Raw genomic sequence first — 23,944 nt, 5'->3', positions numbered from 1 at the left:
ACGTCGACGAACTATTTGAAACAAAATCAAGTTTTAGCTTCATTGTTGGCCCTTTCAAGCTCTTCAATGCAGGCGAGAACCGTGTCTAGTTGGTTCTCTTCATAATCTCCATCGACAATCTGCGGCAACCAGGTAACCAAAAAAATCTGATCATGGGCCAGTTCTTCGTCATCTAACTCGAGCCCGTGCACAATTCGAGCATAGTTTTCAGGTGAGCCATACTCGACAGCGTAGTAGCGTTCAAACTCCCGTCTCATCTCAGTCGAGTGTACAAAAAGAGCATTGTACACCTTTCCGAAAAGTTGTTCGCCGAGACCTCCTTCCGATACCCCAAGTTGCGTAAGAAATGCCTGCCTGTTTGGCTCCCAAGAGGTGGGTAATACTAACAATACATGATCCCTCATTGCGAACTGATACCTTCTGCTATCTCGGCGAGGCATTCGCGGACACGCACTGAACTTGTCTTAGCACATCGGTCTAACGCACCAGAAAACTCTGGTACTTCGAATCTCTCGGAAAATAGGTTCTTGACCGCTTCTCTTTCGTCCCAACGCGCATGAGGAGCAAAGAACAGCGACACTGCAAGTGCCGCCTCGCCAACCCCGATTTGTTCCTCGCGACTTAAACCAAGAAGAGACTTCAATAAACTGCCGATTTGATCCCGCCATTCATCATCTCGATAGCCTTCAGATCTTGAGAATGCTGCCTTTGCAAATGCCTCTAGCCCCGCGTCTTCGAGGCCAGCTAAATGATCCAAGAGTATCTGAATATTTATAGGATCAGTCAGGACGCGTTTCCTGAAAAGGAACCAAAACAGTCTCCGAAGCTGACGATCTGCGGCTGGTTTGGCAAGCAGCTCATGCACCGTCGAGACGTCGGATTCAGACTGTATGTCCGGTGACAGAACTGGAAGATTGTTAAGGTAGTGGGTTTGGAAATCGTCGTTAGCTTCGCAGAGAGCTATCACATGGTCGTTGAGCTCCTTGCGAGATAAAACATACGCGTACCGAAAGAAGCCCTCGTAGATCGGCCATTTTTTGATATTGCCAAACATGGTAGTGACTGCATCTGGGTCGTCCTTTGACAATTGGCTGATCACAAAGTGGGCCAACAAAAAATCCCTCATCTCATCGTAAGTGAATGAGATGTTGGAAAGGCCCAAAGAGGAGAGCCCAGTCGGAGGAACTTCCCTCCGGAGAACGATATCTTCTCCTACAAAAGCGTCAATGATCTGCCTTTGCTCCATACTAAAGCCGTCCAGAGCAATTTGGGCGAAGTCCCCTACCGACAACATTTTCGCGCAGACTTGGTAGAGTGTTGAAATAGCCTCTTGTTGCTTGTCTTTGGGGAACTCCTGAATCTTTGTCATAAGGTATCGCTCAAAGATTTCGCCCTTATAGATATCCGGTACGAAACCAACCTTCTGATCTTCGTTGATGTCACAGAAAATCCTTAGCAAGATTAGGTCGTCTTGTAGCACCCTTTCAGCGTAACTCGACAAACGACCACGTACCTTAAAGTGCTCCAAATAGGACGCAAGCAGCTGAAGTTTGTTTTCGTCAGACATTTTGCTTCTCAGATCTCGCACACGGTGCATGAATCCTGAGAACTGAGGTTCAAATAGGCCTGAGAACTTATGATCGAAGAATTCACTTCGACAGGAAATAATAACCTTTATGTACTCGTACTGGCATAGGGCCTCCAAAAAGACTCTGAGCTCAGACACAAACCCATCCAGGTCACCAACCTCGTTGATACCATCTATAGCGATTATGAATGGCTTTCCAAAGTCGGCAGCGACAGCATTAAGTAGTTGAAAGAGCTCATGTGGGTCACCGAACTCAGGAGAATAACGATTATTTGCGATGTAGGACAGCAGACGATTCGGTCCAGGATAATCGTTCAGCTTTCTCGCGGGTATAAATATCGTTGGGACTTCAAACTTTCGGAATTGGTTTTCAACTAGGTCGCAAATAAAATTCGTTTTGCCTTGACCCGCCATACCTGTGACCAGGAAAATCTTTGCGTGTGCAAGTTCAACCATCTTTTGGATGCCTTCGAGGGACCGAACCAAGCCCATACCGCCATATGTCAGACTGTGCCTAAATACCTCCCAATAACCACTCAAGTAGTCATGCGAGCCGAACGTTTTCTCTGCTTGTCCTTCGTGAGTATATGGAAGCAAGTGCGCCTTCATCTGGGAAATGCCATCAAGCTGAGTTGTCAGACGTCCAAAAAGATCCGAGAGCGTGTTTGGATAAGGAGATGAAATGGTAGTTTCTAGGTCGAAACTGATTGGCTGCATGTGCGAAAGCTGAAGAATTCTATTGTATTCTACCAAATCGAAGTCAGACAGGGCATCGTCGATTTTCTCGCAAAAAAACAAGGGGTTTGCGAAGTATCTCATCTCTTCTTTTGTCTTTGTGGTCTCGACAAAAACAGATGGAATATACTTTTTGGAGCTTTTTTCATCTTCGATCTTTCTTACGCTGACTTCTAAGAAAGCGTTCAGTTCCGCCCGAAATTTGCGGTCAGTATCTTCGGCGGCAAAAAAACCGTCTAGAATGTCTGCGACGGCCTCCAGTTTTTCTTCCGGAAGTTCGCTCAATAGATGAGATAGGTTTTGATAATCTAGTATGTCCCGCTCAGGGCTAAAATCTATGGAGCAATCCGTTGCAGCTTGTGCTAGCTTTTTAGACGAATAACTCGTCTGCTTCTCTGTCAGAACGTAGATTAGCAAGCGATCAAACTCGCTTCCCAAGCCGTGTTCTTCAAACTTCTCTACCGTTTTCAGAGCCTTTCCGCTCGAGCCGTCGGAAGTAATTTGCAGAGAAACTCTACTTTTCGAACAGCCCAGATCAACCGCCGGAAAATTCATCTGGATTTTATTTTGGTTCTGGAGATCCGGACAATCGAATACGACAGAAAAGACTGGTACCAGCAGGTCTTCGGCTATTGTGTTTATGTCGAAAAGCCCCATCGAGTTTTTCACGCGCACATCATAGGCAAATCGCGCTAGTAATCCGCTTGATTTCGTTAGGAGTTCTTGTTTTCTCATGGGGCAATAATTTTCCGTCGAAACGATGAGGTTTAGAAGATTGAGTGAACACTTGCATCTCAGCTCATGCTGTCATCCTGCTTCAGGGCATATTAGTCTTCGCCAAAGGTCGATTTCCTGTCGTTGAATTCGAAACCACTAGATCGAGCAAGATGTCCGGAAACTCCAAAACTCTACAGATGTCGCGAAAAGCCGCAAGGCGGACCGCAATTTCAGCACTCCGGCAGGGGGTCCAATGTCGGTCAAAGACTATCAATGTATGCACCCCAAATAGTTCTCCCCAAATCGGTCCATCGCCGCAGGAGCAATTCGTTCGTTGACGCTCTCATCAATAAATAACCCCCAAGGATAAACGTCGACGTTTGCTAGGTCGAAACCGTCTTTTGGGTTCGGCTTGTTTTGGCTGAGAAATGCGTAGCGGATCCCTGCCCACATCTCGAAGCCGAGCTCGACCTCGAGACCATCATATACACTGTCCCCAGGGGCGTTGACGATCACCTTTTTGGTAATATAACCGAGTGCTTCCAACAGCATAATGCTGCACGTATGGGCCATGATGTCCGCAAGTTGGATACCCATTACCGCCTTGGAATCCTGTTCAAAGTGGAAGTTGCAGTCTTGGAGTTCCGGATCTCCTGCAACTAAAGCCTCAGCCGCGCTTTTATGTTTGAATAGGCCTTCATCAAAGAAGACCTCGTGCTGCTGGCCCTCGAGCCGGGGATGCTTCAGTGCGCTACGCAAAAGCGTCAGCGAAGCGGGGCCTAATTTCCTAGTGTCTTCTGCACTATCTACAATGCATAGGGCCATTTTGCAGTTGCGTGCGATAAAGTGTTTCAAGCTGTCTCGCAGCGCTTGAAGATTATTGTTGTCGTTCATGGTTGCAGAAGACTTGAACTCGAACGTGCCCGGATCGAAGCCATACTCGCGAAAGAGGGCGTCCATTTCCTCTGTGGGATCCGTATCGCAAATGGCGAATGCTGCAAGTGAGAATCCGGATCTATGATGCTTACTGTCGTCTAAGAATAGATATGCCATTACTGCTTAAAACAATTCTCTCTGTGCCAGGTTACAAACTCAGTCCTTGGCCGGTTAGCGAGGCGGTCCGGCACCAAGGTCTTGCCGGACGAGTTGATCATCGACGTCACGGCTTCGATATCGTTGCTTTGACGGGAAACCAGAATTGTCAGGTCGTCTGCTAACCCGACGAGACCGCGATCAAACATCCAGTGTGCAGTCCCGGACAGGGCGATCCCGTTGCTAACGATGTCGGGACCGTCATGCTCTACAGGCCTGATATGAGCGGCTTCCACTTCAGCTCGGCCACCGCCATTGATCAGACGTAGACCGGTGATGGCGCAGCGTTCGCCGTAGGCGCGCAGGACGTTCTTTCTGAAGTTGCGGTCGCGAACCGCGCGATTGGTCAGCTGGTTGACTCGTTCCCGAGCAGGCATGTGTTGGAACGGTGTTTGAGCATCTTGAAACCCTGGCATTTGCATCGTGTCGCCCACGCGAGGCAGGATGTCCTCATCTCGTCCAAGGCCACGTTCGACTATTCGGGCAAAGTCTTCAGCTGAAAGGGTTCTTACTGCGGCTTGCGCGCGCCCGGATATCTTGCCTTGATCGTTCAACAAGCCTTTTTCGACGATTGAGTTTTCGTCTCGAAATGAAACGGGGTCCCCGAAATCAAGATATGTTCCTGGCTCTATCACCGCCAAGAACATGTCCGGCTTCCTAGGGTCCGGAATGATCTCCTGGACCATAGCGACAGCAAAATAGCCTTTGGTCTCTTTGACCTTGCTTGGCTCCAGGTAGACGATCCAATCTCCTTCGCACTGTTGGGCACGCGAGAGGTATTGCTTGGGAAACTGATACCGCTCCGAGGGAATGTCGTCGTAGATCGAGTCGCTGCGATGGATGAAAATACCGAAGGCCATCGGATCACCCGCGTTGAAGACGTTCCAGTTTTCGATCGGCCGCGCGTAGGGTCAGCACCGCACCTGTCAAAAATGGAAGCGCCAAGCCAGCTGCAGCGATCGCAAGAATCAGGATGGCAGCAAAAACCGAGTATTCGGCAGACTGTTGTGCCAACAATAGTTGGCCTAAACCAATCAGGTAGAAGACGCTGGTTCCAAGGAAGATCAGGTAAAGTGGCCCAAAGGGTTCGATCACCTCACGGCGGGTTCGCTCCAAGACTGAGTGCCGCAATATGTTCCAGCGTTTGTTTGCCTTGTTCACCAGATTACTCCCTTACCAACTCGATCCATGTGTGCACGTCGTCATCCGTCACTTCACGGCCTTCGACATGCGATTGATACCAACGGGCCACGATTGCCCCGCGCTTTTCGCTTTTGATTTTTATGCCCTCATCGGTGAGGTGCTTATCCAGCGAGCTTTCGATGTGTTTGAGCGCTTCGAAATCATGCCCCGCCCGAATGGATTTGGTGCCAAGTAGCAGCCAGGGCACGTCCACCTCGAACCGCTCACCCATCGCGACCAAGGCTTCTACAGGCATTCCGCGCTGGCCCTTTTCGTAGCTGTGATACGCGCGGGGTGAGACACCGATAGCTTCCGCCATGGCCGCTTGTGAGAAGCCGATTTCATTGCGAGCAATGGTGAGACGAGCACCCATTGCAGCAAAAAGATCAGCATGTTTCTGCGGCATCGACATTTTCCAATTGACTACTTCGTCGAAATTCGCGAACTTTGCAAAAAATGACGAACATTTACTGTTAATCACATCTGACCACGTCAGAAGGTGCAGAACAAGCGATTCCATGCGCATCGCCGATTCAACTTAAGCGGACAAGGACGACTGAAATGGCCGAGACCAACTATTCAGACAGCTCTCAGATCCTGGGGCTTGGGAAAACACCCGCGCAGTGGGTCGAAGTCATGGCCGGGATGGGGATCGATATTTCGGAACGCACGTTGCGCGAGCGAGCAAATGACACGGGCGCATTCTATCGCCTTGGGCGAACCATGCTGATCACGCCCGCGCAGATTGATACGATTTTTGAAGGAGGCCAGTCATGCCGCTCCAAATTTACAAGAGGGGCCGTGTCTACTGGGCCAAGGGGTGGATTGAATACAACGGCAGGCCAATCGCCGGCCCATACCGGCGAAGCACTAAGGCATCTACAGAAGAGGGCGCACGGGACTGGATAAACCATGAGACCGAACGTCAGATCCGTCGCTATGTCGTGGGCGACGAACCGAGCAAGACGTTCTCTGATGCAATCATGCTCTACAACGCGTCCCCAAAAGCGGCGAAGCAGTTGATCCCGATTGTCGAAGCAATCGGGGACCTGTCTCTAGGCGCGATTTCTGGTGCGCTATTGAAGAGCCTTGGGCCGAAGTTGAAACCCAAGGCGTCGACCGATACCTGGTGGCGTGAGATCGTGACGCCCGCAAGTGCTGTAATCAACAACGCGCATGAGCTGGAAGGCACGCCTCTCATCCGCGTGAAGCCCTACGACAAGTTTGAGCGCATCGCTCAGGACAAGCGGCGCGGGAAGCTTAGCCGCGTCGAGCGCACGCCAGCTGATAAGGAATGGATCGAGGCATTTTGCCGTGCTGCTGATCCGTACAATGCTGCGCTGGTCCGCTTCATGTTCGAGACGGCTGCACGGATTGATCAGGCCGTATCATTGGAGCCAGACGATCTGCGGCCACACGAAAACAAAGTTCGGGTAAAAGCGCAGAAAGGACATCCGGAAAGTTGGATCACCGTCTCGCCTCAGATGATGGACGAGCTTCTCGCACTGCCAGCCAAACGGCCCAAGAACCGCAAGACCGGCAAGCTGATGAAAGCCCGTGTTTTCGGTTATGGCAGCTCAACAGGCTACAACACTCGATGGAAGACAATCTGTAAGCGGGCGGGCATCCAGTATTTGTCTGCGCACCCAGCAGGGCGGCATGGGTTCTTCACTGAATTGGTCGTGCGCCAAGGCGTCGATCCGGTCACAGCGGCAAAGGCTGGGCGCTGGTCAGACCCCAATTTGCCTATGCGCATCTATGCCCACGCAGAGACGGATGAGGCCGATGTCAGGGCCCGTTTTCGTACAAACCATGTACAGGAAGGCCCTGTACAAATACCCAAGCAGCAGAAATCAAAGAAGGAATAGCGCTATGAACGGTTCCCTCCTAAGGGGCAGGTTGCAGGTTCGAATCCTGCCGGGGTCGCCAAGTACGTCAGATCTAAGTTTTTCGGTGTATATGGCTCTGGTTTAGCAGCAAGGATCACCCGTTTTGAGGAACAGGCGCCACTCCCAGACCAACCTGTCTAAATCTCAGCGCGCGGATACCGGCATAAGGTCAGATCTTGCACTGTTAACGTTCGGCCCTCAGGTTTATTTACAATCAAGTCCACCCAAGCTCTCTCAAGTCGCTGCTCATTTAAGTCGCTGTAGCCTAAATCGAACTCTGCGATGGCCTCTTCGTCCGATAGCGCAATTTGCCGCACTAGCTGTTCGGTGTTTGGCCCGTGCTTGATATTCAATCGTGTAAAAATATCTAACGGGCTACTTAGGTCAGCCTTCATTGCAACCCGGACGACGTGCCTGTTTTGCAACCCGGTCAGCGCGTCTTGGGGAAGGTCCAGCACCAAAGACAGGAATGAGCCGTCAAACTTGGCCACATCCACGCTCAACCCATAGCCTTCGGTGTTTGGTCCCGTGGAAATCTGGATCTGGCGCAATGCGATCTCGGCTTGTGTACAATCGTGAAAGAGCTTCAATTCTGCGCCCAGTTTTGCACCGAAATTTGCCGTGTCTATTTCAGGCTTCATCAACTCTGTGCACCACAACTCCGGACGCCATGTCCAGTCCGTACCATGCGGCAATGGGAAACTCGTGGACCCAGCGCTGGGTGAAGATGCGGGAATGGGCACCCGATTTTGGTCAGAGCCCCTCGCAGAGAGCGCTGTGCTTTGCAAACCCAGCAACTTCTTTAGCGAATCAAACGGCCCCGTCATTGCCAACCCACCTCAAATTTATCGCCTATTCGCATCCTGTTGTTTGCGAAATAATCCGAACAATGAACCTGCATCCAGATTTGTACTGGCCCAGCATTTTGCTTAGCTGGGCCAGTTCAAGATTAGATGTCGTCGAAATAGGTGTGACGCTCGGCCTGCCCCCCCGGGTGGGTGACGGCCCCTTTGTAGGTCTCACCCACAAGCTGCGCATATTTCCACAGCGCACCGCTGGCGTAGATTGTCTCGCGTGGGCCCGCCCAAGCTTTCTTGCGTTCGGCCAGATCTTCGTCGCTCAGGTCGACGCTGATCTCGCCGGTCAGAGCATTGATGGTGATCATGTCTCCGTTGTTCAGCATCGCAATCGGTCCGCCATGCGCGGCCTCTGGTCCGACGTGCCCAACACAGAAACCACGGGTTGCACCGCTGAAACGGCCATCGGTGATCAGGGCAACCTTTTTACCCATGCCCTGCCCGCTGAGCGCCGCTGTGGTGGCAAGCATTTCACGCATGCCGGGGCCGCCTGCGGGGCCTTCGTTGCGGATCACGAGAACTTCGCCCTCTTTGTAGGCACGTTCCTGAACGGCGGCAAAGGCATCTTCTTCACATTCAAACACGCGCGCGGGGCCGGTAAAGACCTGTTGCTCTTCGCTCATGCCCGCAACTTTCACGATGGCACCGGCTGGGGCGAGGTTACCCTTCAAGCCAACAACACCACCAGTTTTGGTGATCGGTGTTTCCACCGGATAGATCACTTTGCCGTCGGCTTCGCGTTCGACCAAATCCAGCTCTTCCCCCATGGTGCGGCCAGTTGCAGTTATGCAGTCCTCGTGGATCAGGCCCGCTTTGCGCAGTTCTTTCATCACAACCGGAACGCCGCCCGCCTCATAAAGGTCTTTAGCAACATAAGCGCCGCCGGGTTTCAGGTCGACGAAATACGGCGTGTCTTTGAAGATCTCGCAAACATCATCAAGGAAGAACTCAAGCCCCGCCTCATGCGCAATCGCAGGCAGGTGCAGGCCAGCATTGGTCGAGCCACCAGTGCAGGCCACAACACGGGCTGCGTTTTCCAGCGACTTCAGCGTCACGATGTCACGCGCACGGATGTTTTGTGCGATCAGGTTCATCACTGCACGACCCGACGCCTCACCATACTGGTCGCGGCTTTCATAGGGCGCAGGCGCACCGGAAGAGTTTGGCAACGCCAGACCGATGGCCTCAGACACACAGGCCATGGTGTTGGCGGTGAACTGACCACCACATGCACCTGCGGACGGGCACGCCACGGCTTCAAGCTTCTCCAGCTCGCACGACGACAGGTTGCCCGCTTGGTGCTGCCCAACGGCCTCGAACACGTCCTGAACAGTCACGTCACGGCCCTCATAGCGACCCGGAAGGATCGAGCCGCCATAGATGAAAACCGACGGCGTGTTCAGACGCACCATCGCCATCATCATGCCCGGCAGGGATTTGTCACAACCCGCCAGACCAACAATCGCGTCATAGGCATGGCCGCGCATGGTCAACTCAACAGTATCTGCAATCGCCTCACGGCTCGCCAGCGATGACCGCATGCCCTCGTGTCCCATCGCAATCCCGTCGGTCACGGTGATGGTGGTGAATTCGCGTGGCGTCCCCAGCGCTTGCTTCACGCCCATTTTCACCGACTGCGCCTGACGGTTCAGGGCGATGTTACAAGGGGCCGCCTCATTCCAGCAGGTGGCAACACCAACCAGAGGCTGGTGAATCTCTTCCTCGCTCAAACCCATCGCATACAAATACGACCGGTGCGGTGCGCGCGCCGGACCTTCGGTCACATAGCGGCTGGGAAGTTTTGCTTTATCAAACTTGGTCATGGCGGACTCCCGGAAATCTAGTCAGCTAGGGGCATAGACGCGCCGCGCGCGCGATACAAGTGTGATACAACCGAACCACACCCTTCAGAACGTGAATTTGTGACCAAACGAACTTGACGGAAATCTAAATCAACGATACCCAAACAATGCCGAAAATAGAGTAGCAGGGTGGTGTCTCCTGCGCTGACCAAATGGTCGGTTCTACTTCGACCACGGCGCAACCCTTAACTTTCGGGGGCGGCGCGTGGGATATCATATCACTCTCAGCCTGTAAGCACCCTGATCTGATTGATATGGCGAGACCACAAACATGATACACTTTTTGATCTGGTTCCTTGTTGCCTTCTTTGTCGTTGGCACGCTGACAAACGGAATTGGCCCTAAGAAAATTCGCGAAAGTTACGCAAAATGGGGATACCCCTCTTGGTTTAGATATGTCACCTCAGCCTTGGAATTTGCTGTCGCAGTTCTGCTTATCTTTCCTGAAACCCGCCTCTTTGGTGCAGGCCTTGGAATGATGATTATGCTGGCTGCGGCAGCGACGCTTCTTCGAGCGAAGGAATATGCGCATCTCGCAGGGCCTGTTGTTATCTTCATCCTGACAGCAATTGTGTTCTGGGATGCCGGACTAGCGTCGTAAAACAACAAGTTCCCACCTGAGAATCCGAGCAATTTCGAACCCTTCACCCGGGGCGCAAGACAGCTCTGGTGGGAACCTTAGTTTCATCTCGAGACCGATCTTGGAATTGCAACCCTGCGCTCGCCATCATAGCTTTAAGTTATGCGATATGCGGCCCATCACCTATTGACCGACCCGGCCCTACCAACGGCCAGCCTATCCCGTCTAGCGGGTGGGCTGGTGATGATCGTTGTCACGTTCCTGTTGCTTCAGGCTTTTGCTTCTCAGGCGATCAATGAGATTCTGCCACAAGATCAATCTGCGCGCGATGATCTGATCTACGGCACCTCGCCGGGTGGGGCATTACTGACACTCTACAGCTTCCTCATCATTTTTGGCGCACTGTGGATGACAGCGCGGCTGGTTCATGATCGCGCGTTGCATACGCTTTTTGGTCCTATCCGGCTTCTCTGGGCACAGTTCAAATACGCCCTCTGGCCCTTGATCGCATTATCGCTGATCATTCTCATCCTGCCATCGCCCGACGGGATGGAGCCGGAAAAGAACCTGCCGACCCGTTTATGGATGGCCTACCTGATCCCCGGCCTCCTGGGGGTTTTGATCCAGACATCGGCTGAAGAAGCACTGTTTCGTGGATACCTGCAAAGCCAACTGGCGGCGCGTTTCAATCAACCTCTGATCTGGCTCGGCCTGCCGTCCATTCTGTTTGGATTGGTCCACTATGATCCGTCCCTCAAGGGCTCACAGGCCTGGCTGATCGTTGGGTGGGCTAGTGCTTTTGGTCTTGCGGCGGCAGATCTGACCGCACGTGCTGGATCACTTGGACCAGCAATCGCCCTCCATTTCATCAACAACGTCGGGGCCATCCTGATCGCCGCGCCGTTTGGATGGCTGGATGGCTTGGCACTATATACCTATCCGTTTTCTCTGGATGACTCTGATGCTGTTTTGGCATGGGCTCCTGTTGATATTCTCTGGATTTTCTGCGCATGGCTTGCCATACGCCTCACGTTGCAACGTTGATTGCAATTCGTATCATTGACGATTATCTCAGTCCGATAACATTACCTAGGGACAGCAGCCCATGAACTGGATCACAAACTACGTTCGCCCACGGATCAACTCGATCTTTTCCCGGCGCGAAGTACCCGAGAATCTCTGGACTAAATGTGACGACTGCGGCACCATGCTGTTCCACCGCGAACTCAAGGACAATCTGAACGTCTGCACCAACTGCGGCCACCACATGAACATCACTCCGCGAGATCGTTTCACTGGCCTCTTCGATGGTGGCACCTTCGCCGAGATTGACGTGCCCGCCCCAAAAGTGGACCCCCTGCAATTCCGCGATCAGAAGAAATATCCGGATCGGATGAAAGCCGCGCAAAAGAAAACTGGCGAAAAAGAAGCCATGCTTGTCGCCACCGGCGACATTGGCCGTACACCCATTGTGGCCGCTGCACAGGACTTTTCATTCATGGGTGGATCCATGGGCATGTATGTCGGCAACGCCATCATTGCCGCCGCCGAAAAAGCGGTTGAGCTGAACCGCCCGCTGATCTTGTTTTCCGCCGCCGGTGGCGCCCGGATGCAGGAAGGCATCCTGTCCCTGATGCAAATGCCACGCACCACCGTGGCCCTGCAGATGCTGAAAGAGGCCAACCTGCCCTATATCGTCGTGCTGACCCACCCCACCACCGGGGGAGTCACCGCCAGCTACGCCATGCTGGGCGATGTGCACATCGCCGAACCCAATGCGCTAATCTGCTTTGCAGGCCCCCGCGTGATTGAGCAAACCATTCGTGAAAAACTGCCCGAAGGGTTCCAGCGTGCCGAATACCTGCTGGATCATGGCATGCTGGACCGCGTCACTTCGCGGACAGAAATGCGTAACGAACTGATCACCATCACCCGCATGCTGATGGGCCTGCCTCCGGCGGTTGCCGGTGATCTGCCTGCGCCACAAGACGAAGCTGCACTTGAAGCCCCTGCCGAAGAGACCCCCAGCGAAGAGACCGCTGAAAAATGACCGCACAGACATCGGACGTCATCCTTGATCGGATGATGGCGCTGCACCCCAAGATCATTGATCTGACACTGGATCGCGTCTGGCGCCTGCTTGAGGCGCTTGGAAACCCGCAAGACGATTTGCCGCCAGTAATCCACCTGGCGGGCACCAACGGTAAAGGCTCGACCCAGGCGATGATCCGCGCCGGGCTCGAAGCGGCAGGCAAGAAGGTTCACGCCTATACCTCGCCACATCTGGCGCGCTTTCATGAACGCATCCGTCTGGCCGGTGAGCTGATTTCAGAGGCTGACCTGACCGCCGTTCTTGATGAATGTTATGCTGCCAATGACGGTGGCAACATCACTTATTTCGAGATCACCACCTGTGCGGCTTTGCTGGCCATGGCGCGCACACCCGCAGATTACACCCTGCTCGAGGTTGGCCTTGGTGGCCGTCTGGATGCGACCAATGTGATTGATCAGCCTGCGCTGTCAGTGATTACCCCAATTTCCATCGACCACGAACAATTCCTTGGTGACACGCTGACCAAGATCGCCACCGAAAAAGCAGGGATCATTAAACGCGGCGTGCCCTGCATCGTCGGTCCGCAGCCAGATGAGGCGATGGAGGTGATCGAAGCCACCTCTGCCCGCCTTGGCGCACCACTCATTGCCCACGGTCAGCAGTGGCATGTCTATGAGGAACGCGGGCGCCTGATTTATCAGGACGAAACCGGCCTACGCGACCTGCCCTTGCCCAATTTGCCCGGCGCGCACCAGATCCAGAACGCCGGGGCCGCGCTTGCTGCCCTGCGGTATCTTGAGATGGGCGACAAAGCCTATGAAGCTGCCGTTTCTCAGGCGCAATGGCTTGCCCGTATGCAAAAACTGGCCACCGGCCCGCTGATCGACACGGCCCCCGAGGCCGAGCTTTGGCTGGATGGCGGTCACAATGCCGCCGCAGGCCAGGCGCTAGGCCAGCATCTGGGCACCCTGCCCCAACGTACGACCTATCTGGTCTGCGGCATGCTGAATACCAAGGATATCTCAGGTTACCTGAGCCCATTGGCCGCACGTGCGAAAAGGCTGACGGCCATTTCCATCCCCGGTGAGGCCAACACCCTTCCGGCAGATGAAACCGCAGCTGCGGCAAAAGCCGTCGGCATGACGGCAGATACGGCGGATACGGCGCTAGACGCTGTTACGCAGATTGTCAAAGAAGACCCGCAAGCGCGGATCCTGATTTGCGGCTCGCTCTATCTGGCCGGGGCCATCCTGCGCGAAAACGGCTGAGAAGAATACCTAAGAATACTGGGGCACCGCTTCAGCGTTGTCCCAATCGCTGCAAGATCCGCAAACTGCGCCGCACCACCGTTACCGCAGCGCCAATCACCACCACCCAAAGCGCCAGTTGCAATAAGCCCCAGTTTGGCAAAACAGCGGCCAGCACAGCCGTCCCCGTCACCAGTGCCATCCGGTGCGGCTTAGCCATCGGCCCGCAGAAATCATTCTCGCCAGTAATGTTGTGACCAAGCTCCCGCACATAGGCCGTGGAAACCGTCATAACGGCCGCAGCCCAGCCAAGGCCAACCAGTCCCAAGCCGTATCCCAGCCCAATAAAGATCAAGACGTCTGACACCCGGTCCGGCGCTTCGTTCCAAAACGCACCGTCCGGCGTGCCTTTCTGCGCCTCAACGGCGACAAGCCCATCCATAAGATTGCAGATCAGGCGCAACTGGCAAAACAGCGCCGCCGCCACCAACAACAGCGCTCCACCAAACCCGCCTGCCGACGCTCCAAAGTAAAAGCACAAGCCGGCCAGCCCTGCCGCGCCCATGCTGGCGATGGAAATCTGGTTCGAGCTGATATCACGCGCCGCCAGCCATTTTGTTAGCGCACGTGCCCAGCCGCTGCCCCGGCTGGCAATAGGTCGGCGGTCAGTCATCGCTTTGGCCTTTCTTGTACATGATCAGATTATACGTCACCGCATAGATACTGGCCACGCTGAACGGCACAGCAATGGTTTTCACGACCTCCGGCGTACCCGCAATAGTATGCACCCCGACCAAAACACACAGGGACACGCTACAGGTGATCAACGGCGGAACCCAAGCTGCAAACCCAGCGCTCAGCCGTTCCCGCAGATAATCCAGCGCTGTTTTTAGGCCAAAGGTAATGGTGCCAGATAGGCTCCCCTGCAGCACCGCCGCAATCAACGGTTTGGGCATTGGATGCGCAGCATTGGCGTAAAAAGCCCAGCTGCCCATCAACACAAACCCCACCAGCACATGCACCCATGCCGCCCCGGTCAATCTGCCAATCACACAGACCACCAATACCGGGTCAGATGGAAAAACACTGGTGCCGCAAAGATCAGTGAGTCCAACCGGTCCATAAATCCGCCATGCCCGGCAATCGTATGCCCCCAGTCCTTCACGCCACGGTCGCGTTTCACCGCAGACAAAACCAGCCCACCAAAGAAGCCCATAATGGTGATGATCACCGCCATGCCCCCGGCTTGCAAAAACGAAAACGGTGTGGCCCAAAACAGCAGCGCCCCCAAAAGCGAAGCACTCGCCGCCCCGCCCACAAAGCCCTCGACCGTTTTTGATGGGGACAAACGCGGCGCAATCTTGGTTTTGCCAATCAGTTTGCCCCATGTGTATTGCAGCACATCACTGGCCTGCACAACGATCAGCAAAAAGGCCACCAACAGGATGTTCTGCCCCTCAAAGCCCGGAATGTTCAAGCTCAGCAGGGCCGGAATGTAAGACACGCAGTAAATCGCAATCATCGCCGCCCACTGCACCTCAGCCACCCGGATCAAGAAATTATCCGTATCGCCACGCAGGGCTGACAGCACCGGCAACAGCAGGAACATATAGACTGGGATAAACACAGCATAAAGCCCGACCCAATCCAGCCAAACCAGATAATACTGCAGCGGCAAGACCAGATAAAACAGCACCGCCAAGGTCCAGCTATCGGCCCGCCGCGCATTGGTCAGGGTGACAAATTCACGAAGTGCTGCAAAGGAACAGATGCCAAACAGCCAAACCACACCACCGCGCCCCCACCAAAAGGCAAAGGCCAACAGCAAGACCATCACCCACCAGGCCTGTATTCGGGCATTGAGGTTCTGAATGCTGTCCGAAGGCCCTTCAGGCCCGGCCTTGCGCGTCAGAAAAAAGGCAATACCAGAGGCCAGCAGCAAAACCGCAAGTGCCCCCCAAAACAGGGCCATCAATGACGTATGATGATCGTTCATGCTGCGCCCTCCTGCTCAGGATCAAGATCCAGCACCGCCTGCCGCGCACGTATCAAAAAAGCCTCTTTGTCTTCCTCTGGCCGCAAGGTCAGACCCTCGCCAAAATGAACTGTGCAGATAAATGGTACCGGCACCAGCTCCCCCTTGGGCAGCACCCGATTGAGGTTCTGTATCCAGACCGGCACCATAGGCACATCTGGGCACTGCTTGGCCAAGTGAAACAATCCAGGCTTGAACGGCAGCAAACGTTCTTCGGTGACATTGCGCGTTCCTTCGGGAAACAGGATCAGGCTCGATCCCTCCTCCACCGCCTCCGCCATCTGTGCCACTGGGTCCTGCGTGCGCGTCTCAGGATTCCGATCAATCAACACCGCATTAAACACGTCTTGGCCGATGAACTGCTTAAGCTTGCTGGTGAGCCAGTAATCGGACCCCGCCACTGGGCGCGTTTTCTGACGCATTTTTGTTGGCAGCACCGTCCAGAGCAGGACAAAATCACCATTGCTTGTGTGGTTGGCAAAATAGATCGCCTGCCCCTTGCGGGGCTCCCCTTCGGGCCAGAACCCCCGCACAGCCGTCACCAGCCGGGAAAATAGAATAATCGAAAAGGCGGTCACCCGCCTGAGCAATTGCATCTCTAAATACCCCTCACACGAAACACCCGCACCCAAAAACCACGTGGGGCGCAAGTTTCACAGGAACATCATGGAAAGATACCGAGTAAAAAACAACAAAAGAAAGCGGATGCCTTAGACACCCGCCTTCATCATATTATCAACTAGCGTTCGCAGGGATCAGGCGGCGCGCCTGCGCCGTCCACCACTATTTCCACCGCCGCCACCATGGCCACCACCGTTTCCACGGCCACCACCATTTCCGCCTCCGCCGCCACGGCGGCGATTGCGACCGGGGCCACCGCGGCCACCGCCCGGTTTCTTACCTGCCTCTTTCAGCTCGGCCCAAACCGTGCCACTGGCCACCGGAATATCTTTCTTCAGGATCTTCTGAATACCTTTAAGTTCCGACACTTCCTCGGGCGCGCAAAAGGCAATCGCCTCCCCTTCGGCCCCGGCGCGGGCCGTCCGGCCAATCCGGTGCACATAGCTTTCTGAAACATTCGGAAGATCGTAGTTGAAGACGTATTTTACATCGTTGATGTCAAGGCCCCGTGCAGCCACATCCGTAGCGACCAAGATGGTAATCTCGCCCTCTTTGAAGGCTTTGATCGCGCGGTCCCGCTGACCCTGGCTTTTGTTGCCGTGGATCGAACCGGCCTTGAACCCATCGCGCACAAGGTTCTTCATCATCCGCTCAGCACCATGTTTGGTGCGCGAGAAGATGATGGCGCGTTCGCCGACTTTGTCCGCCAGCAATTCACGCAGCAGGCCATACTTTTCTTTTTGCGCCACAAAATGCACCGACTGGCGGATTTTATCAGCAGGCAGACCCGGCCGCGCCACCTCAACCCTGACAGGGCTGGTGAGATAGCTGCTCGACAGCTCTGCCATCTGCTTGGGCATAGTTGCAGAAAACAGCATGGTCTGGCGCTCTTTGCGCAGCAGTGGCGCGATCCGGCGCAGGGCATGGATAAAGCCCAGATCCAGCATTTGATCTGCCTCATCCAATACCAGATAGCGCGTCTGGCTCAGATCCACCGCCTTGCGGTCAATCAGGTCAATCAAACGCCCCGGCGTGGCCACAACCAGATCAGCACCTTTGCGCATCACCTCGACCTGACGGTTCAACGACACGCCGCCAACAATCAGCTTGGTCTTGATATGGGTGCCCTTGGTCATCAGGAAAATATTGTCCTGAATCTGCTTGGCCAGCTCGCGCGTCGGCGCCAAAATCAACCCGTGTGACGATTTCGGCGCAGGCTTGGTGCCCATCTTGGTAATCGCGTCAATCAACGGCAGGGCAAAGGCCGCCGTCTTGCCGGTGCCGGTCTGCGCCAACCCCATGATGTCACGTCCATCCAGCGCATAAGGAATTGCCTTATATTGGATCGGGGTCGGTTCAGTGATGCCTTGTTCAGCCAATTGCGCCACAAGGCGGGGCTTCAACCCCAGTTCTTCAAAGTTCATTCAACAGGTTCCTGTTCACCAGCTGCGCGCCGGAATTGCATTGCACGGCCCCGAGGGATCCTCAGACCGTATCGTCGGGGCGCTCTGGCAGAAAACATCGCAAGGGACGCATCCAGATCAGTACCACTGCGCAATGTTAGTGTGGAAAAATGTCGCCATGCCCCCTGATCATCCATGGGCACGCTGCGCTCAGCCCCATATCGGGGGGATGGAGGAGTAAGTCAAGTGTAGGTTCACTTTAACCTAAACCAAGCATCCCAGAACGGTTTCTGTTTTTATGCTATAGTCGCGACTGAACATAGGGGGATATGATAATGACCATCGTAGAGACAGTCAGCACAGCTGACATCGTGGCACGGGGTTGGGAAGCAGTCGGACGTGGCGACTGGGACGCGTTGCTGGCCGATTATGTTGAGGACATGGTCTTCATCATGCCGGGGCAGAATGATGTCTTGAATGGCAAGCCCGCCTTTCGCTCAGCATTAGACAATCTGGGGGCCGCCTTTCCTGCCGGATTTGAGATCAGTTCAATTCGTCAGATCGGGGACGGTGCTGAGGTCGTTTCAATCGTCGAATGGAAATCCGAAAAGGTTCCAGACGGCAGCCAACTGTCCGTCTTGTTCAAGTTTGATGGTGACAAAGTGTTTGAAGAACGCTGGTTCGTTGATACAGAGCAATGGAACGCCGCTTTGTGACATCTGGCTGATTTGACACGGTCTTTGAGTTTTGTACGTTTTGAGCCAAAAAACGTACAACTAGTACTAGGTGCCAAAAACCGGAATTGTCAAAAAGACCCGGCGTTTCCGCCGAGTTTAGTACGTGGTGAGGATGACCACGTCAGGAAGAATATCGCCTGTTTCGATCCGTTTTTTGAACGTGGATTCTCGCTAGACAGGCTTTCTCTGTTTGCCTTGAGTGATCCAAACGAACCCAGCGACCAATGACAGCAACGCAGGGTAAAGAAGGTCCGTATCCTGCTGAATAAGTAGCATTGCAATCGTACAAACGGCCACGACTCCGATAATCTTTTCAAGAAGGCTGGATGTCAGCGTTATTAGACTAGCCGCAGCCACTGCAAACAGGATGATGAAATTCTGGCCAGCCAATGACAGCATCTTCTCGATGGACAAGATATTCAACAAATCCAACGATAAGACGGATAGCAACACAGCAAGTACAAGAAACACAGCCTTCAGCGGACGGCCATTCTCGTCCGCTGAAAAATCCAACGGAACAACACGTTCCCGCGAAAGCGATAGAATCATCCGCGAAACAGCCCAGATAGCACCCATCAAATTTGCAATTATAATCCCCACCGCGAGAGAAGACATTAGGATACCACCCCACGCTCCAAGATGAGCTTCCATAATGTAGGAAAACGCTGCCTCGTAATTATCTTCAATCGGCGTAAAGTGGACAATCATCGCCATGCAGAAATATAGGACCAGCGCTGCGATGAACGACAACCCCATTGCAAGCGGAAAATCCCTCTTTGGTTTTCTGAACTCTTCAGAGGTGCCTGCTGCCACCTCCCATCCAGTGAATGCAAAGAATATCATCATGAAAGGGACGCTCAGCTGTGCAAACCCAATGGTAGGGGCATTCAATGTACGCACCTCTCGCATTTCTGGTGAAATGCCCCAGAGACCCACACAAATAATCAATAGCAATGAAAAAAGAATCGCCGAAGCAACTAAGGCCGAGATCTTAGATGCCGTTTCAGGTGATGCGAGTTGTGTCCCAGTCGCGACCAGGAGCAGTGCAATAGCCAATACCGCCGGATCAAAAGGTATGATCACCGATAAGTAATGACCACCAGTTAAAGCGATGGCTGGCAAGCCAAATGATACCGCCCCTAAAAAGATAAACGAACTTGCAATATAGGCGTATTTACCGAAGGCACGCTGCGCGAACGAAGAAACACCCCCTGCATCAGGAAACCGGGCCCCCATAATGATAAACACAGACAACAATGGAAGTGAGACCAGCGCGCACATTGCCCAAACCCAGATCGCATTTTGGCCAACCTGTTGATACGCCAATCCTGGTAAACTCAGCAAACCGGCGCCAATCACGATGTTGAGCATCAATCCTGCCCCCTGCAGAGGGCCAAGCGTTTTTTTCAGAGCCGTCATCTTGTTAAGTCCACTTTTGCAAAAGAAATCAAATACCGAACATCTCCAAAGCTCGCCTTTGATCCGTGTCGAACTCCCCTAGGAAGCTCGATCACGTCGCCTGATCCACACACAACTTCTCCACCTTCCCAATAAAACAGCAGTTGCCCATCCAAAACGACAATAGTCTCGTCGCTATCGTGCTGATGCCATGAGTGTTCCTTGCCTGATTGATCATTCTGAACTTCGACGCATCCTTGGTCGGGCATGCAACGCTCTACAAGAGCCTTAAAATCTGCCACATTTGCTAATGCTGAATGAATAACAACTGAATTTCCTGTCGAGGGCATCACGCCACTTCCTCCTCTTTTTGGTTATTTTTCAAGAAACTATGAAATGGGCAGACCGCTTCTCCGTTATGGTCATCCAGAAAATACTGAGCGAATTCACGATTATCGGGATCGCCATATAAGCCCAGATCTTTAGAAGGTGTGATCAGGTCATAGTTCAGGATTCGATTGCGAATTTTTGATGTCGCTTTTTTGGCGGATTCCTTTGTGTCCAATATTCCGTTGAACACCCAGCGCGGCTGAAAAGTAAGCATAAAGCTTGAAGAGCGTCGGGATTGCCAGTTTACATGTGCGGGGGTGTTGCAGACCACGAAAATCTGCTCCCCACCGAAACACCACTCCCATTCTGGCGTATTAATCTCATGAGGTATATCTTGCGGCCAATCAGTTTTGTCACACTTGTGAATACCATCCAAGGTTGACCAAAACCTTGATCTGTAATGTTCAATACTTTGAACTGGACCTGGTCGGGAGAAGACGAGCAATGAGGTATTCTTGCCAAACGATTTAGCGTCTTTCAGATACTGTAAAAGTGCATTAGCAACCTCTTCCGGATTCATGCTTTCAGAGAATGCATACCTCAATTGATCCGACTCGAAACCTGCGACACCAAAGGTACAGGGGAAAAGACGGGATCGAGATCTAAAACTTGTCGCTTGTTCGTTAAAAACCTTTCTTTGCCAGCTATTTGCTTCAAAAATTTGACGTATCTCAGCCTGATTATAGATGAGTTTCGTAATCATAACTTGCCTTTCATGTCTCAACTTTCGACGAGTTTTCGATGATTAACCTTGAGTGGTTCGGCACTCGCCTGAGATATGAACTACCAAAATGAACCCGGATAGGTGACTTTTGCTACAATAGGTTGCAATTTGAGCTTGAATCTAATTCCATTCACCGAAAGTATGCGAACAATGGACAGCTTTCAGACTAAATTAACTCACCTTCTACGCGAAAATAGCAGAGCTTCTATCTCCGATCTCGCACAAGAACTCGGCAGCTCTCGAAAGAAGGTCAAAGAGACCATTGATCGCCTCGTTGATCGAAAAATCATAAAACGATTTACGGTCGAATTATCAGAAGAGACGGAGTTTACCCCTCAGCCATTCTGCGCGGTGTTCAATATTCGTTTAGTCACGCCCAACTGCAAACAATTGTTTGCTGATATCCAAAAGCACGAAAATATACTGGGTGCTTGGAGCGTTTCATCATCGGAGACCGATATGTTGGTACTTGTTGAAGCCAAAGCCGTCGAAGATATCGAAAAAGTCAGAAACAGTATTGCAAGGCACCCACTGATTCAAACGATGTATACCAACACAATCCTAACAACCTGGCGTGATCCACGATCGACTATATGACTCTTGCAGCGCTAAAGAATACGAGTAATGCCTTGAAAAAAATCTGCAAATTCTCCGGGATGAGTAATTTCAGAAAATGTAGTGTACCTTCTGAAGGATAGTCGGAGGCATCGCCTTTTGGGTATTGAAAATGTTAAGTTCGAATGTCGAAGGAGCGCGTCCTCCATTTCAAAAGTGCACACAGGTAAAGTTCACTAAATGACGCATCATTCACAAACCACCCTGCCTTGATCCAAAACTTAGAACATAAAAGACAATTCGAATCGCTTACTATTGACCGATTCGTGATGATTCGCTTATACCTAAAGACAGAGAATTTTCCGCGCTGAAATCTGAATTCCATTCAGGGCGGAGTGAGGGTAGATGCGCTAAATTCCTTAGTTAGAATAGGAAATGCCATCTGACTTTCTGACGCGGACACCGTGGCAGGAACGAATGAGGGGCCGATCAACGGCCCCCTTTCTTTTTTAGATAGCTTTATTCAGCAGGCTTGCCGTTAGGCTTGATATCGGCACTCTTGGCCTTATTCGAAGGTGCAAAGTGATCACCCAATACGCCGTCGATTCCATTGTCTAAATTGACACCAACAGATTCTCCGATGGATTTCAGTGCGGGCATTTGAAAGGCCATGGCGCGCAGTTCATCAAACGCTTGATTGACCAGACCTGTTTCACCATTGCTACCGCTTCCGCCGTTTGATCCGCCGCCTGCACCCAGACCATCGACCTTGTGAATGGTAATACCGTTGATCTTTTCAGCCGGCTTGACCATTTCGCGCACGATCTCAGGCAGGACAGCGTATTTCTCGGTATCCAGACGGTACTGAATGACCTGCTCCGACAGCGTGTTCTCTGCCGCGATCTGCTCACGTTTACCCTCAGCGTCGGCCAGTTTCTCTTTCTTCAACGCCTCCGCCCGAATGGTAATCTCCTCGGCTTGTGCCTGCGCCATTTCACGCAACGCAAACGCCCGATCAACCGCTTCTTCCTTGGACGCAGCCGCAGCGACTCGAATGGCGATCGCCTTCTCGTCCGCTTCCGCCTGTGCCATCTCGCGCAAGGCTTCCGCGCGGTCCACGGCGGCTTCTTTCTCCGCCGCGGCGGTCACGCGAATGCCAGTGGCTTTTTCCTCGGCTTCCTGCTCGGCGGCCAAAATGATCACGCGCTTCTGACGCTCGGCTTCGGCCACGTCGCGTTCGGTCTTGACCTGCTCTTCAGCCTTCACCGCCTCAGCCCGCGCAGTATCTGCAGCAGCTTTAGCTCGGCTTTCTTCCTCAGATTTTTGCTGAATCGCAATCTGGCGGTTTTGCTCGGCGATCTCCAACTCTTTGGTGCGCTCAATTTGTGCCGCTTCTACTGCTTTTTCGCGCGCGATCCGGGCTTGTTCTGCCTCGCGCTCCGCCTCTTGGGTTTTCTTGGCGCGGTCGATGGCTTCACGTGATCTCAGGGTTTCCAGTTCAATCGCCTGCGCAACACGCGCTTCTTCCTGCTGGCGCTCGATCTCATAGGCTTTGATTTCACCTTCCTGCACGGAACGCAGAACCGCAACCTTGGTCTCGGCATCAATCTCGGCACGGCGTTTTTTGCTTTCGGCAATCCGCTCGACCTGGTTCTTCATCCCTGTCGCGTTAAAGACGTTGTCTTCATCCAAGGTATCCATAGGTGTCTGATCCAAAGCGGTCAGCGAAACGGATTCAAGCTCCAGACCGTTTTTGGTCAGATCTTCGGCAACGGTCTGTTGCACCTGTTGAACAAAGTCAGAGCGGTTTTCATGCAACTCATCCAGCGACATCTGTGCCGCAACGGAGCGCAAAGCGTCGACCAGCTTACCTTCGACCATTTCGCGCAGGGCGTCGGTGTTAAAAGTGCGGTCCCCCAGAGTTTGCGCGGCACGGGCGATCCCCTCAGAGGAGCCCTGAACTGTCACATAAAACTCGACACCCACATCAACACGCATCCGATCTTTGGTGATCAGGGCGGACACGCCATCGCGACGAACTTCGAGCCGGGTGGTTTTCATGTTGATAAAGGTAATCTCATGCAGCACAGGCACGACGAACACGCCGCCGTCCATGATCACCTTGCGGCCCCCGGCTCCAGTGCGGACGAGGCTGACCTCGCGGGTTGAGCGGCGGTACATCCGGGTCATCACGAACCCGAGGATCAAGAAGGCGATCAACACCAAAATGACGGGGAACAATATGCCAGTTATCAAAGCTTCCATTCAGTTTTTCCTTT

The 23,944-nt window shown here is 53.1% G+C and carries 24 protein-coding genes; 7 read left to right on the top strand and 17 right to left on the bottom strand.

Annotation, left to right across the window (positions count from 1 at the left end; translation table 11 throughout):
* Nucleotides 1-26: 26 nt before the first annotated feature.
* The 6 genes from ROA7450_RS20925 to ROA7450_RS03000 form a co-directional block, all read right to left on the bottom strand.
* Nucleotides 27-404: a hypothetical protein gene (locus ROA7450_RS20925; RefSeq protein ID WP_085804206.1), complete on the bottom strand. Its 378-nt coding sequence runs from the start codon at nt 402-404 to the stop codon at nt 27-29.
* Nucleotides 401-3,058, bottom strand: coding sequence for an SMEK domain-containing protein (locus ROA7450_RS03020; RefSeq protein WP_085804205.1), 2,658 nt, complete (start codon nt 3,056-3,058; stop codon nt 401-403). Before ROA7450_RS03020 ends, ROA7450_RS20925 begins: the two co-directional genes overlap by 4 nt.
* Before the next feature lie 252 nt (nt 3,059-3,310).
* The gene (locus ROA7450_RS03015; RefSeq protein ID WP_085804204.1) at nt 3,311-4,093 is read right to left on the bottom strand and encodes a DUF3800 domain-containing protein; all 783 of its coding nucleotides are present in this window, start codon (nt 4,091-4,093) and stop codon (nt 3,311-3,313) included.
* On the bottom strand, nt 4,093-4,992 hold the full coding sequence (locus ROA7450_RS03010; protein ID WP_085804203.1) for an HNH endonuclease: 900 nt from the start codon (nt 4,990-4,992) through the stop codon (nt 4,093-4,095). Before ROA7450_RS03010 ends, ROA7450_RS03015 begins: the two co-directional genes overlap by 1 nt.
* Before the next feature lie 4 nt (nt 4,993-4,996).
* Nucleotides 4,997-5,293: a hypothetical protein gene (locus ROA7450_RS03005; protein ID WP_085804202.1), complete on the bottom strand. Its 297-nt coding sequence runs from the start codon at nt 5,291-5,293 to the stop codon at nt 4,997-4,999.
* Between the two features lie 4 nt (nt 5,294-5,297).
* Complete coding sequence (locus tag ROA7450_RS03000; protein ID WP_009810479.1) at nt 5,298-5,720, bottom strand: helix-turn-helix domain-containing protein; 423 nt, start codon at nt 5,718-5,720, stop codon at nt 5,298-5,300.
* 367 nt (nt 5,721-6,087) lie between these two features.
* Here ROA7450_RS03000 and ROA7450_RS02995 point away from each other — a divergent pair, with 367 nt between their 5' ends.
* Nucleotides 6,088-7,182: a tyrosine-type recombinase/integrase gene (locus ROA7450_RS02995; RefSeq protein WP_085804201.1), complete on the top strand. Its 1,095-nt coding sequence runs from the start codon at nt 6,088-6,090 to the stop codon at nt 7,180-7,182.
* 158 nt (nt 7,183-7,340) lie between these two features.
* On the opposite strand, the gene ROA7450_RS02990 is transcribed toward ROA7450_RS02995, so the two are convergent.
* Nucleotides 7,341-8,030 carry a DUF6478 family protein gene (locus tag ROA7450_RS02990; protein ID WP_234999405.1) on the bottom strand — a complete coding sequence of 230 codons (690 nt, stop codon included), beginning with the start codon at nt 8,028-8,030 and terminating at the stop codon, nt 7,341-7,343.
* A 122-nt stretch (nt 8,031-8,152) separates the two neighbouring features.
* Nucleotides 8,153-9,883, bottom strand: a complete 1,731-nt coding sequence (gene ilvD, locus ROA7450_RS02985) for a dihydroxy-acid dehydratase (RefSeq protein ID WP_085804200.1) — start codon at nt 9,881-9,883, stop codon at nt 8,153-8,155.
* 310 nt (nt 9,884-10,193) lie between these two features.
* Between ilvD and ROA7450_RS02980 the strand changes: the two genes are divergently transcribed.
* The 4 genes from ROA7450_RS02980 to ROA7450_RS02965 all read left to right on the top strand — a co-directional run bounded on the left by ROA7450_RS02980 (nt 10,194) and on the right by ROA7450_RS02965 (nt 13,823).
* Nucleotides 10,194-10,523 (top strand): DoxX family protein, encoded by a 330-nt coding sequence (locus ROA7450_RS02980; protein WP_085804199.1) that lies wholly within the window; start codon nt 10,194-10,196, stop codon nt 10,521-10,523.
* A gap of 141 nt (nt 10,524-10,664) precedes the next feature.
* The gene (locus ROA7450_RS02975) at nt 10,665-11,546 is read left to right on the top strand and encodes a CPBP family intramembrane glutamic endopeptidase (protein ID WP_085804198.1); all 882 of its coding nucleotides are present in this window, start codon (nt 10,665-10,667) and stop codon (nt 11,544-11,546) included.
* A 61-nt stretch (nt 11,547-11,607) separates the two neighbouring features.
* Complete coding sequence (gene accD / locus ROA7450_RS02970) at nt 11,608-12,552, top strand: acetyl-CoA carboxylase, carboxyltransferase subunit beta (RefSeq protein WP_085804197.1); 945 nt, start codon at nt 11,608-11,610, stop codon at nt 12,550-12,552.
* Complete coding sequence (locus ROA7450_RS02965) at nt 12,549-13,823, top strand: bifunctional folylpolyglutamate synthase/dihydrofolate synthase (RefSeq protein WP_085804196.1); 1,275 nt, start codon at nt 12,549-12,551, stop codon at nt 13,821-13,823. The genes accD and ROA7450_RS02965 overlap by 4 nt, the downstream gene beginning before the upstream one ends.
* 31 nt (nt 13,824-13,854) lie before the next feature.
* Here ROA7450_RS02965 and ROA7450_RS02960 read toward each other — a convergent pair whose 3' ends face one another.
* The 5 genes from ROA7450_RS02960 to ROA7450_RS02940 form a co-directional block, all read right to left on the bottom strand.
* Nucleotides 13,855-14,475 carry a CDP-alcohol phosphatidyltransferase family protein gene (locus ROA7450_RS02960; RefSeq protein ID WP_085804195.1) on the bottom strand — a complete coding sequence of 207 codons (621 nt, stop codon included), beginning with the start codon at nt 14,473-14,475 and terminating at the stop codon, nt 13,855-13,857.
* A complete protein-coding gene (locus tag ROA7450_RS02955; RefSeq protein WP_085804617.1) occupies nt 14,468-14,854 on the bottom strand; it encodes a hypothetical protein in 387 nt (128 codons plus the stop codon). The genes ROA7450_RS02960 and ROA7450_RS02955 overlap by 8 nt, the downstream gene beginning before the upstream one ends.
* Nucleotides 14,851-15,798: a phosphatidate cytidylyltransferase gene (locus ROA7450_RS02950; protein ID WP_085804194.1), complete on the bottom strand. Its 948-nt coding sequence runs from the start codon at nt 15,796-15,798 to the stop codon at nt 14,851-14,853. The genes ROA7450_RS02955 and ROA7450_RS02950 overlap by 4 nt, the downstream gene beginning before the upstream one ends.
* Nucleotides 15,795-16,433 (bottom strand): lysophospholipid acyltransferase family protein, encoded by a 639-nt coding sequence (locus ROA7450_RS02945; RefSeq protein ID WP_085804193.1) that lies wholly within the window; start codon nt 16,431-16,433, stop codon nt 15,795-15,797. The genes ROA7450_RS02950 and ROA7450_RS02945 overlap by 4 nt, the downstream gene beginning before the upstream one ends.
* 159 nt (nt 16,434-16,592) lie before the next feature.
* A complete protein-coding gene (locus ROA7450_RS02940) occupies nt 16,593-17,882 on the bottom strand; it encodes a DEAD/DEAH box helicase (RefSeq protein ID WP_085804192.1) in 1,290 nt (429 codons plus the stop codon).
* A 314-nt stretch (nt 17,883-18,196) separates the two neighbouring features.
* On the opposite strand from ROA7450_RS02940, the gene ROA7450_RS02935 reads away from it, so the two are divergent.
* Nucleotides 18,197-18,577: a nuclear transport factor 2 family protein gene (locus ROA7450_RS02935; RefSeq protein ID WP_085804191.1), complete on the top strand. Its 381-nt coding sequence runs from the start codon at nt 18,197-18,199 to the stop codon at nt 18,575-18,577.
* Between the two features lie 192 nt (nt 18,578-18,769).
* On the opposite strand, the gene ROA7450_RS02930 is transcribed toward ROA7450_RS02935, so the two are convergent.
* The 3 genes from ROA7450_RS02930 to ROA7450_RS02920 are packed head-to-tail and all read right to left on the bottom strand — an operon-like array spanning nt 18,770 to nt 21,089.
* Nucleotides 18,770-20,017, bottom strand: coding sequence for an APC family permease (locus ROA7450_RS02930; protein WP_085804190.1), 1,248 nt, complete (start codon nt 20,015-20,017; stop codon nt 18,770-18,772).
* Nucleotides 20,014-20,346 carry a cupin domain-containing protein gene (locus tag ROA7450_RS02925; protein ID WP_234999404.1) on the bottom strand — a complete coding sequence of 111 codons (333 nt, stop codon included), beginning with the start codon at nt 20,344-20,346 and terminating at the stop codon, nt 20,014-20,016. Before ROA7450_RS02925 ends, ROA7450_RS02930 begins: the two co-directional genes overlap by 4 nt.
* Nucleotides 20,346-21,089: a YqcI/YcgG family protein gene (locus ROA7450_RS02920; RefSeq protein ID WP_085804188.1), complete on the bottom strand. Its 744-nt coding sequence runs from the start codon at nt 21,087-21,089 to the stop codon at nt 20,346-20,348. Before ROA7450_RS02920 ends, ROA7450_RS02925 begins: the two co-directional genes overlap by 1 nt.
* A 171-nt stretch (nt 21,090-21,260) precedes the next feature.
* Between ROA7450_RS02920 and ROA7450_RS02915 the strand changes: the two genes are divergently transcribed.
* The gene (locus ROA7450_RS02915; RefSeq protein ID WP_159453986.1) at nt 21,261-21,707 is read left to right on the top strand and encodes an Lrp/AsnC family transcriptional regulator; all 447 of its coding nucleotides are present in this window, start codon (nt 21,261-21,263) and stop codon (nt 21,705-21,707) included.
* Between the two features lie 477 nt (nt 21,708-22,184).
* Here ROA7450_RS02915 and ROA7450_RS02910 read toward each other — a convergent pair whose 3' ends face one another.
* The gene (locus tag ROA7450_RS02910; protein WP_085804186.1) at nt 22,185-23,930 is read right to left on the bottom strand and encodes a flotillin family protein; all 1,746 of its coding nucleotides are present in this window, start codon (nt 23,928-23,930) and stop codon (nt 22,185-22,187) included.
* Nucleotides 23,931-23,944: the final 14 nt, after the last annotated feature.

It is taken from the genome of Roseovarius albus, from assembly GCF_900172335.1.
In the GTDB taxonomy this organism is placed as follows: Bacteria; Pseudomonadota; Alphaproteobacteria; order Rhodobacterales; family Rhodobacteraceae; genus Roseovarius; species Roseovarius albus.
Note: the sequence above shows the minus strand (reverse complement) of the source record. Positions and strands in the feature narration are given on the sequence as shown.

Bases quoted from the DNA above. Each gene is read 5' to 3' on its own strand.
- ROA7450_RS20925 (WP_085804206.1), bottom strand. From the start codon at position 404: ATGAGGGATCATGTATTGTTAGTATTACCCACCTCTTGGGAGCCAAAC.
- ROA7450_RS03020 (WP_085804205.1), bottom strand. From the start codon at position 3,058: ATGAGAAAACAAGAACTCCTAACGAAATCAAGCGGATTACTAGCGCGA.
- ROA7450_RS03015 (WP_085804204.1), bottom strand. From the start codon at position 4,093: ATGGCATATCTATTCTTAGACGACAGTAAGCATCATAGATCCGGATTC.
- ROA7450_RS03010 (WP_085804203.1), bottom strand. From the start codon at position 4,992: ATGGCCTTCGGTATTTTCATCCATCGCAGCGACTCGATCTACGACGAC.
- ROA7450_RS03000 (WP_009810479.1), bottom strand. From the start codon at position 5,720: ATGCCGCAGAAACATGCTGATCTTTTTGCTGCAATGGGTGCTCGTCTC.
- ROA7450_RS02995 (WP_085804201.1), top strand. From the start codon at position 6,088: ATGCCGCTCCAAATTTACAAGAGGGGCCGTGTCTACTGGGCCAAGGGG.
- ROA7450_RS02990 (WP_234999405.1), bottom strand. From the start codon at position 8,030: ATGACGGGGCCGTTTGATTCGCTAAAGAAGTTGCTGGGTTTGCAAAGC.
- ilvD (WP_085804200.1), bottom strand. From the start codon at position 9,883: ATGACCAAGTTTGATAAAGCAAAACTTCCCAGCCGCTATGTGACCGAA.
- ROA7450_RS02980 (WP_085804199.1), top strand. From the start codon at position 10,194: ATGATACACTTTTTGATCTGGTTCCTTGTTGCCTTCTTTGTCGTTGGC.
- ROA7450_RS02975 (WP_085804198.1), top strand. From the start codon at position 10,665: ATGCGATATGCGGCCCATCACCTATTGACCGACCCGGCCCTACCAACG.
- accD (WP_085804197.1), top strand. From the start codon at position 11,608: ATGAACTGGATCACAAACTACGTTCGCCCACGGATCAACTCGATCTTT.
- ROA7450_RS02965 (WP_085804196.1), top strand. From the start codon at position 12,549: ATGACCGCACAGACATCGGACGTCATCCTTGATCGGATGATGGCGCTG.
- ROA7450_RS02960 (WP_085804195.1), bottom strand. From the start codon at position 14,475: ATGACTGACCGCCGACCTATTGCCAGCCGGGGCAGCGGCTGGGCACGT.
- ROA7450_RS02950 (WP_085804194.1), bottom strand. From the start codon at position 15,798: ATGAACGATCATCATACGTCATTGATGGCCCTGTTTTGGGGGGCACTT.
- ROA7450_RS02945 (WP_085804193.1), bottom strand. From the start codon at position 16,433: ATGCAATTGCTCAGGCGGGTGACCGCCTTTTCGATTATTCTATTTTCC.
- ROA7450_RS02940 (WP_085804192.1), bottom strand. From the start codon at position 17,882: ATGAACTTTGAAGAACTGGGGTTGAAGCCCCGCCTTGTGGCGCAATTG.
- ROA7450_RS02935 (WP_085804191.1), top strand. From the start codon at position 18,197: ATGACCATCGTAGAGACAGTCAGCACAGCTGACATCGTGGCACGGGGT.
- ROA7450_RS02930 (WP_085804190.1), bottom strand. From the start codon at position 20,017: ATGACGGCTCTGAAAAAAACGCTTGGCCCTCTGCAGGGGGCAGGATTG.
- ROA7450_RS02925 (WP_234999404.1), bottom strand. From the start codon at position 20,346: ATGCCCTCGACAGGAAATTCAGTTGTTATTCATTCAGCATTAGCAAAT.
- ROA7450_RS02920 (WP_085804188.1), bottom strand. From the start codon at position 21,089: ATGATTACGAAACTCATCTATAATCAGGCTGAGATACGTCAAATTTTT.
- ROA7450_RS02915 (WP_159453986.1), top strand. From the start codon at position 21,261: ATGGACAGCTTTCAGACTAAATTAACTCACCTTCTACGCGAAAATAGC.
- ROA7450_RS02910 (WP_085804186.1), bottom strand. From the start codon at position 23,930: ATGGAAGCTTTGATAACTGGCATATTGTTCCCCGTCATTTTGGTGTTG.